The sequence below is a fragment of the Buchnera aphidicola (Aphis fabae) genome (assembly GCF_009069125.1).
Classification (GTDB): domain Bacteria; phylum Pseudomonadota; class Gammaproteobacteria; order Enterobacterales; family Enterobacteriaceae; genus Buchnera; species Buchnera aphidicola_BB.
Map to the genome: position 1 here is coordinate 73,837 of NZ_CP042427.1, position 19,991 is coordinate 93,827.

Below are 19,991 nucleotides of genomic sequence, written 5' to 3' on the forward strand. Positions count from 1 at the left end.
AGATTTATTAAGATCTTAGTTTTTGAAAAATTAATTTTATTTTTCTATGGTCTTTAATACCCGGTGATATTTCTATTCCAGAATTTAAATCTAATCCAGCACAATTTAATCTGGATGCTAAAGTACAATTTTTAATGTTAATGCCTCCGGCTAATATTACATTATTTAATATACAGTTTTGTAAAATTGACCAATTAAATGGTGTATTACTTCCCCCAGAATAAGAATCAAATAAATACTTATTTACATAATCCCAATTAAGTAAAGGTAGTGTTGATTGAATAGAAAATGCTTTCCAAATTTTAATATTTTTAGATAATTTTTTTCTTAGTAAATTAATATATTTTTGGTTTTCGTTTCCATGTAATTGTATAGCATATAAATGTAATTCATGAGAAACATCTAAAATAGCATTTATATCTTGGTTTTGAAATACGCCTACATATCTTAAATTACTATTAAAAATAATATTTTTTGCAATATGTTTTGTAATCTTACGAGGTGAATTTTCTGCAAAAATTAAACCTCCATAAATTGCGCCAGACTTCTCACTCACTTGAGCATCAATAGAACGAGTTAATCCGCATACTTTATTATGACCAAAAATTAAAGATTTAGTGCTGATTTCTAGATTTTTTTTTAACATTAAACTTGATCCAATCAAAAAACCATGAACCATTTTACTTAATTCTTTTATTTGAGAGTGTTGAGTTATTCCTGACTCACTGATAATTATTTTATTTTTTATTAATGGAGATAAAGTTCGAGTGCGATTTAAATCAATTGATAAATCATGTAGATTACGATTATTAATTCCAACAATTGAAGCATTTAATTTAATAGCACGATTTAATTCTTCAATATTGTTAACTTCTGTTAAAATTCCCATATTTAATTTTTTTGCTATTTCAGACAAAATAACGTATTGTTTATTATTTAAAATAGACAACATAAGTAAAATAGCATCTGCATTATAATATCTAGCTAAATAAACTTGATATGGATCAATAAAAAAATCTTTACATAAAATTGGCTGAGACACATGATTTCTTACAATATTTATGAATTTTAAATTACCTTGAAAATACTTTTCATCTGTTAAAACTGAAATTGCGGAAGCATACTTCTTATAAACATTAGAAATCTTAATTAGATTAAATTTTTTTTTAATAACTCCTAAAGAAGGAGATGATTTTTTACATTCTAATATAAAAAAAGGATTTTTATTTTTTAAACAATCATAGAAACTACGCGTTTTTATGTTAATTTTATTTTTTATTTCTCTAAAAGGTTCTTTTTTTTTTCTATCTTCAATCCAAGCTATTTTATCTTTTACAATTTTATTTAGTATTGTTTCTTGCATGTTTATTTATCTTCTTTTAACATATTAGAAATTTTAATGATATGTTTGTAAACTTTACCACTTCTAATTTTATTTAATGCCATTTTTGTGTTGCTTTTTAAGTCTGTATATCCAAAATTTTTTAATAAAATCGCAACATTAACAGCAATTAATTCTTCATGAAGCTTATCTCCTTTGCCTTGCATAGTTTTTTTAATAATATCATAGCTTTCTTCTGAAGAGCCCACTATATATGTTTTTTTAGAATGTGTTTTTAAACCAAAATTTTTTGCTTCTAATTGATATGAATAAATTTTTTTGTTTAACAATTCAGCAACATATGTTGTTCCATTTAGTGAAACTTCATCAGTTCCATCACCATGTAATATAATACCTCGTTGGTATTTTAATTTTCTTAAAATCTCAATCATAGGATTAATTAATTTTTTTTTATAAACACCTATTACTGTAAGAAAAGGACGGGCAGGATTTAAAAATGGTCCTAATAAATTAAAAATAGTTTTAATTTTTAAAATTTTTCGAATATTTTCAACATATTGAAAAGAATTATGATATTGAGGGGCAAATAAAAAACAAATATTTAATTTATCTAAAGTTTTTAAAGAATTTTTAAGGGATGGATTTAAATTAATTTTAAATTTTTTTAGAATATCAGACGAACCTGATGTACTTGATACACCTTTGTTACAGTGTTTAATAATTTTAAATCCACAGTAAGATGCAACAAAAGCACTAGCAGTAGAAATATTAATTGTATTTTTATTATCTCCTCCTGTACCAACTATGTCAGAAAACATATAATGAGGTCTAGGAAATAACTTCATTGCTTCTAAACAAGCATGGATTGCACCTAATATTTCTTCCATTGATTCATTGCGAACATGCATAGCTGTTAAAATAGATGATAATTGTATTTCATTTATTGTTCCCGAAATAATAGATTTAAATAATCTATAACTTTCTTCTTGATTTAAAGATTCTAACTTATAAACTTTTTTAAATATATTTTGCATTGATAACCTTTTACAATTCTAACTAAAAATTAGTATTTTGTATTATTTTTTTTTGATTTTTCACAATAATCGATTGAGTTAAATAATTCAATTTAAATTTAAAAAAACTTTATTTATAATATTTTTTTATATTTAAAAAATTTTTTATTTAAAATAATATATAACTATCAATATAATATGTTATATATAATAATTTTGTTATTGGAAATTTAAAATGAATAAAATAATAATAATATTATTATTTTCCTTAGTCTCTATTACTTGGGGAACTACTTGGATAGCTATGAAAATTGCTGTAGAAACAATTCCTCCATTATTTGCTACCGGAATACGATTTTTAATTGCTTCTCCTTTATTAATTCTACTTTCTTATATTACAAAAGCACCTCTTTTATTTCCATATGGTCAAAGAAATTTTCAAATTATTATTTCTTTTTTTTATTTTTCCATACCTTTTACACTTATGCTATATGGAGGGAAATATGTAAATTCTTCTATTGCTTCAGTTATTTTTTCAAATATGCCAGTTGTTGTATTAATGTTGTCTTCTTTTTTTTTAAAAAAAAAATAGATTTCATTAAAAAAATTGGAATAATTATTTCTTTAATTACATTATTTGTTATTTTATTGATTGATTTGAAATCAGAATTCTTTATTCAATGGAAAGGGGTTTTAGCTTTAATTTTAGCGTTACTTAGTCATGCTTTAATTTATATAGAATGTAAAAGAAAATGCACTAATGTTTCTGTTATTACATTTAATGCATTACCATCTTTAATATCTGGAATATTTTTATCTACTATTTCTTGGTTTTTAGAAAACCCTGATATTCATTTATTTTCTAATAAGTCAATTTTAGCTATTTTTTATCTTGGGGATTTTTCTGGTGTTTTTGGTATTTTATCCTATTTTTATTTGCAAAAGAAGGTTAGTTCATTTTATGCTTCTACTGTTTTTTTAATTTTTCCTTTAATTTCTTATATTTTAGAAATTTATTTTTATAAAAAAACATTTTTTTTCTATGAATTATACTGTATTTTACCGCTTTTTATAGGAATACTATTAACATTACTTCCAATAAATTTTTTTAAAAATATTAAAAGGTGTTTTCATGGTAGAAAAAATACAAAAAATGCTTTCTAATTTAGGATATGGTTCTCGTCGTCATATAGAATCAAAAATTAAAAAAGGAAATATATTTGTAAATGGAAAAAAAGCAATTATTGGGCAATATTTAAATAAAAAAAATCCTGAAGAAGTTTTTATTAACAAAGAAAAAATAATTTTTAAGAAAAATAAACAATTAAAAATTATTATTTATAATAAACCTATAGGTGAAATTTGTACTAGAAATGATCCTAAAAAACGATTGACTGTATTTGATAAATTACCTATTTTAAATTTAAGTAGATGGATTAGTATTGGTCGATTAGATATTAATACTAAGGGATTATTATTATTTACAAATGATGGACAATTAGCTAATCAACTTATGCATCCAAGAAATCAAATTGAACGTGAATATTATATACGTGTTTTTGGTGATGTAAATAAAAACACAATAGATATTTTAATGAAAGGAGTTAAAATTAAAGGTAGCTATGCTGTATTTAAAAGCATTCAGATAATCTCTAAAAATAAAAGCAAAAATACATGGTTTAAAGGTGTTTTATGTGAAGGTAAAAATCGTGAAATTAGGTTAATTTTTAATGCAATCAAATGTCAAGTAAATAAATTAATTAGAGTACGATATGGTAATGTTTTTTTACCAAAAAACTTAAAAGAAGGACAATGGAAAAAATTAAATTATACATTATTAAATAATTTATGTAATTTAATTAAACAATAAATTTCAACTAGTTAGTTAAACTTAATTGATTAATTAAAAATTAATTATAAAATAATATTACAGTTTTATACAAAAACAATCCTAAAAAAATAAACATTTATAACTTTTTTGAATTAAATTATTTTAAATATATTTTAAAAAATAAATAATTTATTAATTATTTACATATATTGTTTAAAATAATTTAATATCGATTCAAATAAAATTAAAATTATTATAGATAAATTAGTTCTTTTAACTTTAAAAATTAAATAAGTATTTATTACTTTCAATTATTTAAAATAAAATTTATATTGTTGTTTTTTATATTTTCAATATTTTAAATAAATTATAAAATATAATTTTTAATATTTATACAATATTTATTGGATTAAAATCATGTGTAAATCTTTAGTTATAGTTGAATCACCAGTGAAAGCAAAAACCATAAATCAATATTTAGGTGATAAATATATAGTTAAATCTAGTATTGGTCATGTTCGAGACTTGTTAAATAATCAATCTAAAAAAAGAAAAAAAACTAAAAGTTCTTTTTTAGAACATCATGAAAAAAAACTTTTAATTCAACAAATGGGAATTGATCCATATAAAAATTGGAATGTTGAATATCACATTTTACCTGGTAAAGAGAAAATTATTAATGAATTAAAAAATATTGCTAATAAAGTTGATCGTATATATCTTGCTACAGATTTAGATCGAGAAGGAGAAGCAATAGCTTGGCATTTAAAAGAAGTAATTGGAGGTGATTCCTCTAAATTTATTCGTGTAGTGTTTAATGAAATAACCCAACATTCAATTGAAAAAGCTTTTCAAAATACGGGTCAAATTAATATGAACCGAGTTTATGCACAGCAAGCTCGTAGATTTATGGATCGAATTGTAGGGTATATGATTTCTCCTTTATTATGGAAAAAAATTTGTAGAGGTTTATCCGCAGGTCGAGTTCAATCAGTAGCTGTGAGAATTGTTGTAGAACGAGAAGATGAAATAAAAAACTTTATATCAAAAGAATATTGGAAATTAAATATTAGTTTTAATTTATTTGAAAAAAAAAACATTATTATGGAAGTTACACATTATAAAAATAAAATACTTATTTTAAATAATGAAAAAGAAGTTAATTTAATAATTGAAAAACTTAAAAATCAATCTTTTTTTATTACTGATATAAAAGATAAAATTTTATATAGAAAACCTCCTGCTCCTTTTATTACATCTACTTTACAACAAGCATCTAGTCTTCATTTAGGATTTAGCGTAAAAAAAACTATGTTTTTAGCACAAAAGTTATATGAAGAAGGATATATAACTTATATGAGAACTGATTCTTGTTTCTTAAGTGATTACGCAATTAAAAAAGTAAGAAATTATATAAAAAATTACTATGGTATTAATTTTTTACCTAAAACATCTAATATATATTTAAATAAACAAAATTCTCAAGAAGCACATGAAGCAATACGTCCTACAAATATAGAAATAACTGATATTAATCAAAATAAAATGAATCCTGATGCTATTAAATTATATAAATTAATTTGGAATCAATTTATAGCTTGCCAAATGAAACCAGAAAAATATAAATCTATTATAATAAAAGTAATATTAGATAAATTTAAATTACAAACATCTGGAAATATAATACTTTTTGAAGGTTGGACAAAAGTATTAAAAAAACAAAAGTTAACTAAATATCAATTCTCTGAATTTAAGATAGGTAATGCATTAGTTATAGAAAAATTCTTACCAACTCAGATGTTTACTAAACCATCCCCTAGATTTAATGAAGCATCATTAGTTCGAGAATTAGAAAAAAAAGGCATTGGAAGACCTTCTACTTACGCAAATATAATAACAAAAATAAAAGATAAAGGGTATTTAAAAGTTGAAAAAAATAAATTTTATGCTACAAAAATAGGTGCAATTCTTATTGCTCAATTAAAAAAATGTTTTACTGATTTAGTTGACTATAATTTTACTGCTCGTATGGAAAAAAAACTTGATCAAATTTCTGATAATAAAATTTCTTGGAAAAACGTACTTGACATGTTTTTTAAAAATTTTTTAAAACAATTTGAACAAGCAAAAAAACCTCTAGAAAATGGTGGAATGGCAAATAATATAACTATTCTAACAGATATTAATTGTGCTAATTGTAATAAAAAAATGGGAATTAAAACTGCTATTACAGGTGTGTTTTTAAGTTGTTCAGGATATAATTTAAAATCTACAGAACGTTGCAAATATACTATAAATTTAATTGCATTAAATGATTTTAATTTAACAAAAAAAAATAATATCACTAAAAATGAATTAAAAAGAAAATGTGAAAAATGTAATTCAGTAATGGATGATTATTTAATTAATGAAAATTTAAAAATTTATATTTGTAGTAATAGTCCTATATGTACAATTTATTATATAGAACAAGGTAAGTTTAAAAGTTCTTTTAATTTATCTAAAACTTTATGTTGTGAAAAATGTGAAAATAATATGTTGTTAAAAATAGGAAAATTTGGTAAATTTTTTATGTGTGTAAATAAAGAATGTAAAAACACAAGAAAAATTCTTCCTAATGGTGAAATATCACAACCTAAATTAGAACCTATTCCATTTCCGGATATATTATGTTCTAAATCTAATGCATGGTTTGTTTTAAGAGAAGGAATATCTGGTGTGTTTTTTGCTGCTCATACTTTTCCTAAATCACGAGAAACAAGATCTCCTTTTGTAGAAGAATTAGCTCAGTTTAAACATTTATTACCTAAAAAATTACATTATTTAGCTGATGCTCCGAAAATAGATGAAAAAGGAAATAAAGCTATAATTTGCTTTGATAAATTAAATAAAAAACAATATGTTGCTTCAAAAAAAGAAGGTAAATTTACAGGCTGGTCAGCATTTTTTATTAAAAATAAATGGTTGATTTCTAACAAATAATAACTAATCAATTCTATCTTAAATACACAATATTAACGTATTTTTTCAGTAATTAATTTAATAAATTTAGGACTACTAGTTAAGTTTAAAAAAAAATTAATACTTTTTTCTTGAAAATTACTTGTTAAGCATCCAGATTCTCTTGCTTGTAATTGCCCGGCAATAAAATTGGTAGCGTTTAATAAATTATAATTAAGAATTAAACAATCTATTTTTCCAGAAGATACATATGCTAAATCAAGTAAAGTAGATCCAGTATATCTAAATGAAATACCAGATAGAGTTAACTTTTTATATATCTCAAAATAAGATTGAGACTGTGTTTCTTGACATGGTAAATTTGTTGATATTATCATATCACTTAAAGTGTTCATATTATTACATCGAGTACGATACCCATTTAATTGTGATCCTTGGCCTCTTACAGAAGTAAATAAATCATTTTTTATAGGATCATATATTACTGATATTTCTGTGTTTTTTTTTATTATCACAGCTATTGATATACAAAAATGTGGAAAATTTTTAATAAAATTTTTTTTACCATCTAATTCATTTAAAATCCATAATATTTTTTTTTCATTTACTATATAATTAGTATTTTTTTTAATAATAATATGACTTGGATAATATTTATAAATAATTTCACTCATTACTTGATATGTTTTATACATAACTTTTTTAATAAAATGTTGTTTTTTTTCAAAATCTTCTTTAATAAATTTTTGAGTATCGTAATTTTGTACAATAATATTCCCTCCTTTTCGAATTGCACGAATTGCAATATTTAACATGGGATGCATTAAATTCTCCTAGTTTAAAAATAATTTATTTATTTAAAAAATATATTTTATATCAAAATAATAATATCATAATTTAAATATATTTAATATTTTTAATCTTTTAAATTAATTTATCTTTTAAAATTAAATATTAATTAAATGTATTTTTAATTAAGGTCTCTTAAATGGATACAAATATCAATTCAAATGTTTTTCATTCTAAAATAAATTTATTAAATTTAAGTCCTAAAAAAATTCAATCATTGCTAATATCTATTGGAGCAAAAAATTTTACTTCCAATCAAATTATGAAATGGATTTATAATCATAATTGTTATGATTTTAATAAAATGTTAAATATTAGTAAAAATATTAGAAGAAAATTACATCATATTTCTTGTATAAGCATATCAAATTTTTCAGAAGAAAAAATATCTTCTGATGGTACAATAAAATGGATCACATCTTTAAATAATCAGAAAATAGAAACAGTTTATATACCAGAAAAAAAACGTTCTACTCTGTGTATTTCATCACAAATTGGTTGTGCTTTAAAATGTGATTTTTGCGCTACAGGTAAACAAGGATTTAATAGAAATTTAACAGCATCTGAAATTATTTCTCAAATTTTACAAGCTAAAAAAAAATTAAAAGATAAAAAATTAACTAATATAGTATTTATGGGAATGGGTGAACCATTATTAAATTTAAATAATGTTGTTACAGCATTAAAAATTATTTTAGATAAAAATGGTTTTGGAATATCTAAACGTCGAATTACTTTATCCACTTCAGGAATTATACCTGCAATAGATAAGTTAAGTCAAAAAATTGATATTAATTTAGCCATTTCTTTACATGCTTCAAATAATGACATTAGAAGTCTTATTATGCCGATTAATAAAAAATATAATATTGAAGCTCTTTTAAGATCAGTATCTCGATACTTAAAAAATTCTAATGCAAATCGAAACGGAGTTACTATAGAGTATGTAATGCTTCAAAACATTAATGATTCTATTAAAAATGCTGAAGAATTAGCTTATATTTTAAAAAAAATACCTAGTAAAATAAATCTTATTCCTTGGAACTCTTTTAAAAATTCAAATTTTATATCTAGTACTATAAATAGAATTAATATTTTTGCAAATATTTTAAGAAAAAAAGGATTTAGTACAACAATTCGAAAAAATAGAGGAAAAGATATTAATGCTGCTTGTGGTCAATTAACAGGAAATATAATTAATCGTATTAAAAAACATTTATAAATTTCAAACAATATTATATATTAGTTTAGTTTACTTTAATATTGAATATAATTAAAAATCTAAAATTAGATATTTCTTCTAATCTTAACAAAACATATATAATAAAATGAATAAATATAAAACTATTAATAGAAGAAAATCTGATCGTATTTATGTAGGCAATGTACCTATTGGAAATAATGCACCTATTTCTGTACAGTCTATGACTAATACAAAAACAACAGATATTGTAAATACAATTAATCAAATTAATCAATTAAAAAAAGTTGGAGTTGATATTGTAAGAATTTCTATTCCTACAACAGAAGCAGCAGAAGCATTTAAAATAATTAAAAAAAGAGTAAAAATTCCACTAATAGCCGATATACATTTTGATTATAGATTAGCTATAAAATCTATAGAATATGGTGCTGATTGTTTAAGAATTAATCCTGGGAATATTGGAAAAAAAAGAAAAGTGAATGAAATAGTTAGTTGCGCTAAATATAATAATATTCCAATTAGAATAGGTATAAATTCTGGCTCATTAGAACATGATATACTAAAAAAATATAAATCTCCTATTCCAGAAGCTTTAGTGGAATCTGCTATAAGAAATGTAGAATATTTAGATAGTTTAAATTTTAATCAATTTAAAGTTAGTGTCAAAGCATCTGATGTTTTTTCTGCGGTTCAAGCTAATAAAATATTAGCAAAAAAAATTACACAACCCATACATATTGGAATAACAGAATCAGGAAGTTTACGTAATGGAACAGTTAAATCATCCATTGGAATCGCTTCGTTATTGTCAGACGGTATTGGCGATACTTTAAGAATTTCTTTAGCAGCTCATCCTGTTGAAGAAGTAAAGGTAGGTTATGATATTTTAAAAGTTTTAGGTATTAGATTCCGAGGAATTAATTTTATCGCATGTCCTACTTGTTCACGACAAGAATTTGATGTTATTAAAGTAGTGGAAGAATTAGAAAAAAAGTTAGAAGATATTGAAACTTCTATGGATGTGTCTATTATTGGATGTGTTGTAAATGGTATAGGAGAAGCTAAAATGTCTACTTTAGGAATAACAGGAGGATATAAAACAAGTGGATTATATAAAGATGGTATACGTCAAAAAAATAAATTAAATAATAAAAATATAGTGCAAGAATTAGAAATGCATATTCGTAAAAAATCAAATGAATTAAAAAAATTTCGGACTATAAATGAAAATGATATCTAATTATTAACGATTTATAAATATATTCAAAATAAGAGATCATAGTGAATAAAAAAACTAATTCAATTAGAGGAATGAATGATTATTTTTCTGAGGATTTGGATATTTGGAATAAATTAGAAAAAATTTTTAAACAGGTATTAAATAGTTATGCTTATGAAGAAATCAGACTTCCTATATTAGAAAAAACAGAAATTTTTCAAAGAGCTATTGGTAATGTTACAGATATTATAGAAAAAGAAATGTATTCATTTAATGATAAAAAAGGAAATAGTTTAACTTTACGGCCTGAAGGAACTGTAGGCTGCGTGCGAGCTATAATACAAAATAATTTATTATATAAAAAAAAATTAAAATTTTGGTATTTAGGACCTATGTTTAGATATGAACGACCTCAAAAGGGACGACATCGTCAATTCTATCAACTAGGTGCAGAAGTTTTTGGAGTAAGTTCAATCGATATTGACTTAGAAGTAATCTTATTAACAAATCGTTTATGGAAAATTCTTGGTATTAATTTGAATATGATTTTAGAAATAAATTCAATTGGTTCTCAAATAGATCGTATTAAATATCAAAAAGAACTAGTTTTATTTCTTGAAAAACATAAATCTTTTTTAGATAAAGAATCTAAACAACGTTTATATTCTCATCCATTTCGGATTTTAGACTCTAAAAATTTAGATATACAACACATATTAACAAAAGCTCCATTATTAAATAATTATATTAATACAAAATCATTAAATCAATTTAATAATTTATGTTATATGATTAATTTATATGGTATTAAATATAAATATAATCCTAACTTAATACGAGGATTAGATTATTATAATGATACTGTATTTGAATGGAAAACTGATCAAATAGGAGCGCAAAATACTATTTGTGCTGGAGGTAGATATAATTCCTTGATCCAAGAACTAGGAGGAGTAAAAACTTCAGCAATAGGATTTGCTATAGGAATTGAGCGTTTAATTTTATTAATAAAATCATTAAATATTTTTTCTATAAAAACAGAAAAAATAAATATTTATATTATTTTTATAGGAGAAGAAAATAAAGTTCACGCCATGCATTTATCAGAAGAAATAAGAGATATTTATCCTGAACTAAAAATATTTGTAAATTTTTCAAATTTAAGTCTTTCAAAAAAAATTAAACATGCTGTGGAGTCATTGTCTCGGATTGCTATTTTAATAGGTACAAATGAAATTAAAAAAAAATGTTATTTAATAAAAGAATTAGAAACAAAAAAAGAATTTTATCTTTTTAAAAGTGAATTAATGCTGAAAATTAATAATATATTTAAAAAATGACTTTTTGAAGATAATTAATTATTTTAAAAATTTATTTTTATTTTAGGAAAAAAATGTTTAATAAACAGATAGAATTTAAAAAATATGATCCAGAATTGTGGATATCTATGTGTAAAGAAAAAAAAAGACAAGAAAATCACATAGAGTTAATTGCATCAGAAAATTATGCTAGTACTTATGTGATGTATGCTCAAGGTTCTCAATTAACTAATAAATATGCAGAGGGTTATCCAGGAAAACGATATTATGGTGGTTGTGAACATGTAGATGTTATAGAACAATTAGCAATTGATCGTGCAAAGAAATTATTTAATGCTGATTATGCAAATGTTCAACCTCATTCAGGATCTCAAGCTAATTTTTCAGTTTATACAGCACTTTTAACACCTGGAGATATGATTTTAGGACTTAAATTATCTCATGGAGGTCATCTAACACATGGTGCTTCTGTGAATTTTTCAGGTAAATTATATAAAGCCATTACATACGGAGTAGATCAAAACGGAGATATTAATTACAAAGAAATATATCAACTAGCAAAAAAATATCGACCTAAAATGATAATTGGTGGATTTTCTGCATATTCTGGTATTTGCGATTGGTCTAAAATGCGTAATATTGCAGATGAAATCAATGCTTATTTAGTTGTTGATATATCTCATGTTGCTGGATTAGTTGCTACACAACTTTATCCAAATCCAATAGATTATGCTCATGTTGTAACTAGTACTACACATAAAACATTAGCAGGACCTCGAGGAGGAATTATTCTTGCTAAACATGGAAACAATACATTGTATAATAAATTAGATTTATCTGTTTTTCCGGGTGGACAAGGTGGACCACTTATGCATGTAATTGCAGGAAAAGCAATTGCTTTTAAAGAAGCATTAGAACCAAATTTTAAAGAATATCAAAAACAAATATTAATAAATGCTAAAACTATGGTTCAAATATTTTTAAAAGAAAAATATGAAATTGTTTCAGGAAATACTTTTAATCATTTATTTTTAATAAATTTAACAAATAAAAAAATTACAGGTAAAGATGCCGATATTGCTTTAGGAAAAGCTAATATTACTGTAAATAAAAATACAATTCCTAATGATATCAGAAGTCCTTTTATTACTTCAGGAATACGTATTGGAACACCTGCAGTTACAAGAAGAGGTTTTAAAGAACTAGAAGTGTCGCAAGTTGCATTGTGGATTATAAGTATTTTGAATGATATTCAAAACACAAAAAACATTTTCAAAATAAAAAATAAAGTGTTAGAACTTTGTGCTAAATATCCTGTTTATATTTAAATTTTATCAATATATCCATCTTTGTTAAAGATAATATTAATTTTGCTAGAAATATATTTTATTCAGGTAATTTAATTTTAATTTTATTAATTTTTATTTCATTTGTATTTTTTAAATAAGGCACTATTCCTAATAACGGCGATTTAATATAATCTAACAAAGTTTGGATATAATATGAAGTGTACTTATTACTTGGAAAAATATTATTAGCAATCCATCCTGAACATATTAAATTATCTGAAAGAATAGATTTTTCAGTTAAAATAGCATGATTAATACATCCTAATTTTATTCCTATAATTAAAATAACTTTTAATTTTTCTTCTTTTACCCAATCTGAAAAAGTATATTTATTTGATATAGGTGTATGCCATCCACCAGCACCTTCGATTAAAATCCAATTAGATTTTATAGCAATTTTTTTTAAACCTAAAGATAAATTTTTTTTTTCTATTTTTTTTTTATTTATAAGATTTAATATATTCGGTGGAGCGTTTTCAATAAATGAAATTGGATTAATTTCTTTATAAGTTAAAAAAACAGAACTGTTTTTTTGTAAAATATAAGCATCTTCATTAATAAATTGATATTTATTTTGTATAATATTAGACGCTATATTTTTATATTTTTTTACCCCAGAAGATATTGGTTTATAACCTGCTGTTTTATAACCATAATTACTCGCTTTTTTTAATAAAATACCACTTATAGTAGTTTTTCCTATATTTGTATCAGTACCAGTAATAAAAAATTTTTTTGTCATAATTATTTTTTTTTGATTAAGAAATTATATATTTATATAAAACAATTAATTTTTAAAATATATAAATTTTTTAAATTTAAAGTAGGGTAACTCAAACCAGTTTATTCTATGTACTTGATAATTGAATCAATACAAGAATATAATGGTTGGTTACTTAATTGATAATTATTTTTGTTTAAAATATCAAAAAATATTAGAAAAATTTTTTTATATTTAAATTGCAGCATTATAATATTTTTTTTTATTTAACTTGGAAGCAGTTAAATTAAAATTATTTTCTTTTATTGCATGTTGTTTTTTATACTCAGGAAGTAAATTTAACTTTTTAAAAAGTTTTAAATCATGTTCTTCTTTTGGGTTATTTGAAGTTAATAATTTACATCCATAAAAAATAGAATTTGCTCCAGCCATAAAACACATAGCTTGTGTTTGATCATTCATTTCTTGTCTACCGGCTGATAACCGAATATAAGATTTTGGAAGCATTATACGAGTAGCTGCTATAACTCTAATAAAATCAAATGGTTCTACATCTAAATTATTTTCCATCGGAGTTCCTGGTATTTTAACTAACATATTTATTGGAACGCTTTCAGGTTGTATAGAAAGATTAGATAATTGCATTAGTAATTCCATTCGATCTTGTATTTTTTCTCCAAGACCAATAATTCCTCCAGAGCAAATTTTCATTCCAGAATCACGAACTACTTTTAAAGTTTTTAAACGTTCTTCATATGTTCTTGTAGTAATAATTTTTTTATAAAAATCAGCAGATGTATCTAAATTATGATTATAATAATCTAAACCTGCATTTGATAATTTTTCTGCTTGAGCATTATTAATAGTTCCTAAAGTCATACAAGTTTCCATACCTATTTTTTTTACTTCTTTAATAATTTTCTCTAAATATGGAATATCTTTTTCGTGAGGATTTTTCCATGCGGCACCCATACAAAAACGAGTAGAACCTGAAGCTTTAGCATGTTTTGCAGATTTTAAAATTTGTTTTAATTCTAATAATGGTTCTTTTTTTAATCCTGTTTTATATCTAGCACTTTGTGGACAATATTTACAATCTTCTGGACATGCGCCAGTTTTAATAGATAATAATGTACTAATTTGTATTTCATTTGGATTAAAATTTTCACGATGTTTTTTTTGAGCTTCAAAAATAAGATCAAAAAAAGGCTTATTAAACAATAATTTTGTATCTTTTAGAGTCCATTTTTGTTTCATATAATCTCCAAAAAAATATGATTTTATTTAATTAAATGCTTATAATAAGATATTCAATATTTTTATATATAAATCATAATGAGTCAATCTGATATATTATTCGATTATAAACATATTTGGCATCCATATTCTTCTATGATAAATCCACTTCCTTGTTATTCTGTTATATCAGCTAAAGGAGTATATTTAAAATTAAAAAACGGAAAAAATATAATAGATGGAATGTCTTCATGGTGGTCTACTATACACGGATATAATCATCCTATACTAAATAAATCTTTAAAAAAACAAATTAAAAAAATATCTCATGTTATGTTTGGAGGAATAACACATCCTTCAGCTATTCTACTTTGCAGAAAATTAATCAAATTAACTCCAAAAAAATTAGATTGTGTTTTTCTTTCAGATTCTGGGTCAATATCTATTGAAGTAGCAATTAAAATGTTAATACAATATTGGGAATCTTTAGGACAAAATAGAACAAAAATATTAACTATTCGTAATTCTTATCATGGTGATACTTTTGGCGCGATGTCTATTTCTGATCCTGAAAATTCTATACATAAAATATATAATCAATTTTTACCAGAAAATTTATTTGCAAATGCTCCTAGTTCTAATTTTCATGAAGAATGGAATGATCATGATATTATATCATTTCAAAAAATAATAGAAAAAAATCAATTAAACATAGCCGGTGTAATATTAGAACCAATAGTACAAGGTATCGGAGGTATGAAGTTTTATCATCCTACATTTTTGAAGAAAGTTGAAGAATTATGTAAATGTTATTCGATTCCTTTAGTTTTTGATGAAATTGCTACAGGATTTGGTAGAACTGGAAAATTTTTTGCTTTTCAACATGCTAATGTTGTTCCGGATATATTATGTTTAGGAAAAGCAATGACTGGTGGTACAATAACATTAGCTGCAACTTTAACTTCACGAGATATTGCCAATACTATTAGTAACAGTAATATTCGTTGTTTTATGCATGGACCAACGTATATGGGAAACCCATTAGCATGTTCTGTAGCTTATGCTAATATAAAAATATTAGAAAAAAAAGAATGGAAAACACAAGTTATTAATATTGAAAAAGAGCTATGCAAAAGTTTATTACCTTTAATTGATCACCCAAGAGTTTTTGATGTTCGAGTTTTAGGTGCCATAGGTGTAGTTGAATGTAAACAACAAATTAATTTAGAATTAATACAAAAGTTTTTTGTAAAACATGGTGTGTGGATAAGACCTTTTAAAAAATTAATTTATATTGTACCGCCTTATATCATTAGTATAAATAATTTAAAAAAACTTGTTAATGTTATTCAACAATCTTTAAATGAAAATACTTTATTTATTTAAAAAAATTTTTAAATTGTATAAACAAGCGTCCATAATGGTTCTTTTCCTGTAGAATATGTATTTAACTTCTTTAAATACCCTGTTTTTTCATTAATACTATAGACAGTAAATTTATTAGATTTTTGACCTGCAACTATTATATATTTATTATTAAAATCAATACAAAATGTTCGAGGCTGTATTTCTGTAGTATAAATTTTTATAAAAGATAGTTTACCATTATTTTGATTTATATAAAAAAGTGAAATACTATTTAATATTCTATCAGAAACATATAAAAAATTACCGCATGATGTTAAATGAATATCAGAAGACCAATATTTATTAGAAACAGTATGATTTTCTACTATTGAAATATTTTGTATGTTTTTTACTTTCGGTGTATTTTTTTGTATATATATTTCCCAAACGTCTATAGTACCATTTAATTCATTTATAGTATAAACAAAATCTTCATTAGGATGAAATGTAATATGACGTGGTCCTGAATTAAATTTAGTTTGAATAAATTTTTGTTCTGTATTTTTTAATATACCATGTTTTGTCAAGTGATATAAATAGATGTAGTCTTCTTTTAAAGAAGTTACAAACAATATATTATATTTAATATTAAATAATGCTGCATGACAACCTTTAATATCATAAATAATTTGGATTGGTTCTTTAGGAATACCATCTTCATTCAACGGTATTACACTTAGTGAATTAGTATGGTATGAACTACAAAATAAAAATTTTTTATTAGAATTAAAAGAAATATAATTAGGACTTCCTGGAATATAGCTTTCACATTTTTTTTCTAAAGTACCATCTTTTTTTATAGTATATGTAACTATACGATTTTCCGGACGAACACCTGCATATAATATATTTTTATCTTTAATAAAATTTATTGGTTGTACCTGACCATGAGTATTAACTTTTTGAATTAATTTCATATTTCCATTTTGACATAAATTCCAAACTTCTATATTTTGACTTTCCGAATTAGAGATATAAATAATTTGTTTCATATAGTTCCTTTTATTCAATGTTAAAATATTCGGTAAAATAATATCTTTTTATAATTAATCTTTATTATTTGATGTTTTTTTTAAATTTTTTAATAAATTTAAAATCCAATTTAAACGTGAAGAATCATCTTTAAAATTATGAATAAATTTTAATTTTGTGGAATTAATTATTTTCCAAAGATCAGGTTCTTTTTCAAAAATAGAAAGTAAGTATTGCATATTAATTGAATTAATTTTATTAAATTTTATAATTCCTATATTTTTATTAGATTTAATATGAGAAATACCAATTTTTTTTGTTAATAATTTAATTTTAGCAATTAAAATTAAATTTTGAGAAAATATTGGTAATTTTCCAAATTGATTTAAAAGTTCAATACATATTTTTTCAATTTCTTGTTCACTATTAGCATTTTCAATTTTTTCATAAAAAAATAATCGTTGATTTACATCATAGATATAATTTTTTGGTAATAACGAAGGTACATGTAGTTCAATATCTGATTTTTTTACTAGATCTTCTAATAATATTTTTTTCTCTCCATTCTTATAAAGTTTGATCGTTTTATTTAATAATTTCATATATAAATTAATTCCTATACCATCTATATGACCACTTTGTTCTTTTCCCAACAATTCACCTATACCTCTAATTTCTAAATCTCTATTAGATAAATTAAATCCACCTCCAAAATTATTTGTTTTAGCAATTGCTTCTAGTCTTTTTTTTGCATCTAGTGTAATTTTTTTTAAGTTATTAACAAGAAAAAAAGCGTATCCTTGATTATTAGATCGTCCAATTCTACCTCTGAGTTGATGTAATTGAGATAAACCAAAATGATCTGCATTTTCAATAATAATAGTATTTGCTTTAGGTATATCAATTCCACTTTCTACAATAGTTGTACAAACTAATATATTGAAATAATTTTGATAAAATTCATTCATTATTTTTTTTAGTTCAACATGATTCATTTTACCATGACCAACTTTAATTTTAGCACCAGGAACTAAATTTAATAATTTTACAGCTATATTGTTAATTCCTTGAATTTTATTATATATATAATATACTTGACCACCTCGAGAAATTTCTCGAAAAATTGCTTTTTTTACTAAAATAGGATTATATTCTTCTATAAAAGTTTTTATTGTTTTTCTTTCTTCTGGTGGATTTGATATAATAGATAAGTTTTTTATACCATTCATTGCCATATTTAATGTTCGAGGAATTGGTGTTGCTGTTAAAGTTAATATGTCAATATGCGAATATATTTTTTTAATTATCTCTTTATGGGCAACACCAAATCGATGTTCTTCATCAATAATTAATAAACCAAGATTATGCCATTCAATTTTTTCAAATAAAATTTTATGAGTACCTATTAATATGTGAATATTACCAGTTTTAATATCTTTTAAAATTTTTTCTTTATCTTTTTCCCTTCTAAATCTAGATAATATATCTATATTTATCGACCAATTATGAAATCGTTTTGAAAAGTTATTAAAATGTTGTTCTGCTAATAATGTTGTAGGCACTAAAATAATAACTTGTTTTTGATTAGATATACATATAAAAGCAGCTCGCATTGCTACTTCTGTTTTTCCAAAACCTACATCACCACAAATTAACCTATCCATAGGTATAGATTTATACATATCATTCAGTACAGATTTTATAGCTTTTTTTTGATCTAAAGTAATTTCAAATGGAAATTCTTTACAAAAAAGATTATAGTCTTTTTCATTTTTTTTAAATGAAAAACCCTGTTTGGATAATCTATTTGCATAAATATTTAATAAAATTGCAGCATGATCATATAAATTTTTACTAATTTTATTTTTTTCTTTATCCCATTTATCACTTCCTAATTTATGTAAAATAATATTTTTTTCTAAGCTTCCAACATATGGTGAAACAAGATATAAATATGAAATAGGAACATACAACTTATTTTCTTCTGCATATAAAATAACTAAATATTCAGATTCACAACTAGCAGTTTTTATTGTTGCTAATCCTTGATATCTCCCAATACCATGCTGAATATGTATGATAAGATCATTAATTTTTAATTGATATAAAAATTGATTTTTAATTGGTAAGATATTTTTATTATCTAAAATTTTAAATGTCTCTTTTGTAGAAATAAACAATAAATTTTTTTGAGTATCTATAAAACTATTATATAAATTTTCTATAATGTAAAAAAAATTATCTTTATCGTTAATATCATAAATATTTTGTATATATTTAGGATAAATATTTTTTAAATTTAAAATTTTTAAAATTGTTATTAAACATTCTTTTTTTGTTATAAAAAAAATAGTTTTTCCTGGAAAATTATATAAAAAAGAAAAAATTTTATTATGGTTTTTTTTATTTTCGTTTTTTTGAAAAAAACTTGGTAATTTCTGATATTTATAATTAATAGAGTTTTTGTTTTCTATATTTTTAAAAGCTATTTTCATAATATAATATTTATTAAATAAAATGAAAATTCTTTAATTTTAATTAATATTCAATCGAAAAATATTTCATTAA

At 22.8% G+C, this 19,991-nt stretch carries 13 protein-coding genes and 2 pseudogenes; 8 read left to right on the top strand and 7 right to left on the bottom strand.

Annotated features, from left to right (window positions below):
- Positions 1 to 7 precede the first annotated feature (7 nt).
- Positions 8 to 1,363, bottom strand: a complete 1,356-nt coding sequence (gene trpCF, locus FQV33_RS00355; protein ID WP_158347580.1) for a bifunctional indole-3-glycerol-phosphate synthase TrpC/phosphoribosylanthranilate isomerase TrpF — start codon at positions 1,361 to 1,363, stop codon at positions 8 to 10.
- Positions 1,341 to 2,376, bottom strand: a pseudogene (trpD, locus tag FQV33_RS00360) (anthranilate phosphoribosyltransferase). Before trpD ends, trpCF begins: the two are co-directional and overlap by 23 nt.
- Positions 2,377 to 2,590: 214 nt before the next feature.
- Between trpD and FQV33_RS00365 the strand changes: the two are divergent.
- The 3 genes and pseudogenes from FQV33_RS00365 (at position 2,591) to topA (ending at position 7,168) form a co-directional block, all read left to right on the top strand.
- A pseudogene (locus FQV33_RS00365) lies at positions 2,591 to 3,519 on the top strand (DMT family transporter).
- Complete coding sequence (locus tag FQV33_RS00370; RefSeq protein ID WP_158347584.1) at positions 3,488 to 4,225, top strand: pseudouridine synthase; 738 nt, start codon at positions 3,488 to 3,490, stop codon at positions 4,223 to 4,225. The pseudogene FQV33_RS00365 and the gene FQV33_RS00370 overlap by 32 nt, the downstream one beginning before the upstream one ends.
- 378 nt (positions 4,226 to 4,603) lie before the next feature.
- Positions 4,604 to 7,168, top strand: coding sequence for a type I DNA topoisomerase (gene topA / locus FQV33_RS00375; RefSeq protein ID WP_158347586.1), 2,565 nt, complete (start codon positions 4,604 to 4,606; stop codon positions 7,166 to 7,168).
- A gap of 32 nt (positions 7,169 to 7,200) precedes the next feature.
- On the opposite strand, the gene FQV33_RS00380 is transcribed toward topA, so the two are convergent.
- Positions 7,201 to 7,971: an inositol monophosphatase family protein gene (locus FQV33_RS00380; protein ID WP_158347588.1), complete on the bottom strand. Its 771-nt coding sequence runs from the start codon at positions 7,969 to 7,971 to the stop codon at positions 7,201 to 7,203.
- Between the two features lie 164 nt (positions 7,972 to 8,135).
- On the opposite strand from FQV33_RS00380, the gene rlmN reads away from it, so the two are divergent.
- From rlmN to glyA, 4 genes are all read left to right on the top strand, one after another.
- Entirely contained in the window at positions 8,136 to 9,218 is a 1,083-nt protein-coding gene (gene rlmN, locus FQV33_RS00385) for a 23S rRNA (adenine(2503)-C(2))-methyltransferase RlmN (protein ID WP_158347590.1), read from the top strand.
- Positions 9,219 to 9,324: 106 nt separating this feature from the next.
- Positions 9,325 to 10,440: a flavodoxin-dependent (E)-4-hydroxy-3-methylbut-2-enyl-diphosphate synthase gene (gene ispG, locus FQV33_RS00390; RefSeq protein WP_158347592.1), complete on the top strand. Its 1,116-nt coding sequence runs from the start codon at positions 9,325 to 9,327 to the stop codon at positions 10,438 to 10,440.
- A gap of 41 nt (positions 10,441 to 10,481) precedes the next feature.
- Positions 10,482 to 11,759: a histidine--tRNA ligase gene (hisS, locus tag FQV33_RS00395; protein WP_158347594.1), complete on the top strand. Its 1,278-nt coding sequence runs from the start codon at positions 10,482 to 10,484 to the stop codon at positions 11,757 to 11,759.
- Between the two features lie 53 nt (positions 11,760 to 11,812).
- Positions 11,813 to 13,066, top strand: coding sequence for a serine hydroxymethyltransferase (gene glyA, locus FQV33_RS00400; protein ID WP_158347596.1), 1,254 nt, complete (start codon positions 11,813 to 11,815; stop codon positions 13,064 to 13,066).
- Positions 13,067 to 13,124: 58 nt separating this feature from the next.
- On the opposite strand, the gene bioD is transcribed toward glyA, so the two are convergent.
- Together bioD and bioB are read right to left on the bottom strand one after the other, a co-directional pair.
- Entirely contained in the window at positions 13,125 to 13,829 is a 705-nt protein-coding gene (bioD, locus tag FQV33_RS00405; protein ID WP_158347598.1) for a dethiobiotin synthase, read from the bottom strand.
- A 213-nt stretch (positions 13,830 to 14,042) separates the two neighbouring features.
- A complete protein-coding gene (gene bioB, locus FQV33_RS00410) occupies positions 14,043 to 15,065 on the bottom strand; it encodes a biotin synthase BioB (RefSeq protein WP_158347599.1) in 1,023 nt (340 codons plus the stop codon).
- Positions 15,066 to 15,143: 78 nt separating this feature from the next.
- Between bioB and bioA the strand changes: the two genes are divergently transcribed.
- Positions 15,144 to 16,430, top strand: coding sequence for an adenosylmethionine--8-amino-7-oxononanoate transaminase (bioA, locus tag FQV33_RS00415; RefSeq protein WP_158347601.1), 1,287 nt, complete (start codon positions 15,144 to 15,146; stop codon positions 16,428 to 16,430).
- Positions 16,431 to 16,438: 8 nt separating this feature from the next.
- On the opposite strand, the gene pgl is transcribed toward bioA, so the two are convergent.
- Both pgl and mfd read right to left on the bottom strand, forming a co-directional pair.
- The gene (gene pgl / locus FQV33_RS00420) at positions 16,439 to 17,443 is read right to left on the bottom strand and encodes a 6-phosphogluconolactonase (protein ID WP_158347603.1); all 1,005 of its coding nucleotides are present in this window, start codon (positions 17,441 to 17,443) and stop codon (positions 16,439 to 16,441) included.
- Positions 17,444 to 17,497: 54 nt separating this feature from the next.
- On the bottom strand, positions 17,498 to 19,918 hold the full coding sequence (gene mfd / locus FQV33_RS00425) for a transcription-repair coupling factor (protein ID WP_158347605.1): 2,421 nt from the start codon (positions 19,916 to 19,918) through the stop codon (positions 17,498 to 17,500).
- Positions 19,919 to 19,991 lie beyond the last annotated feature (73 nt).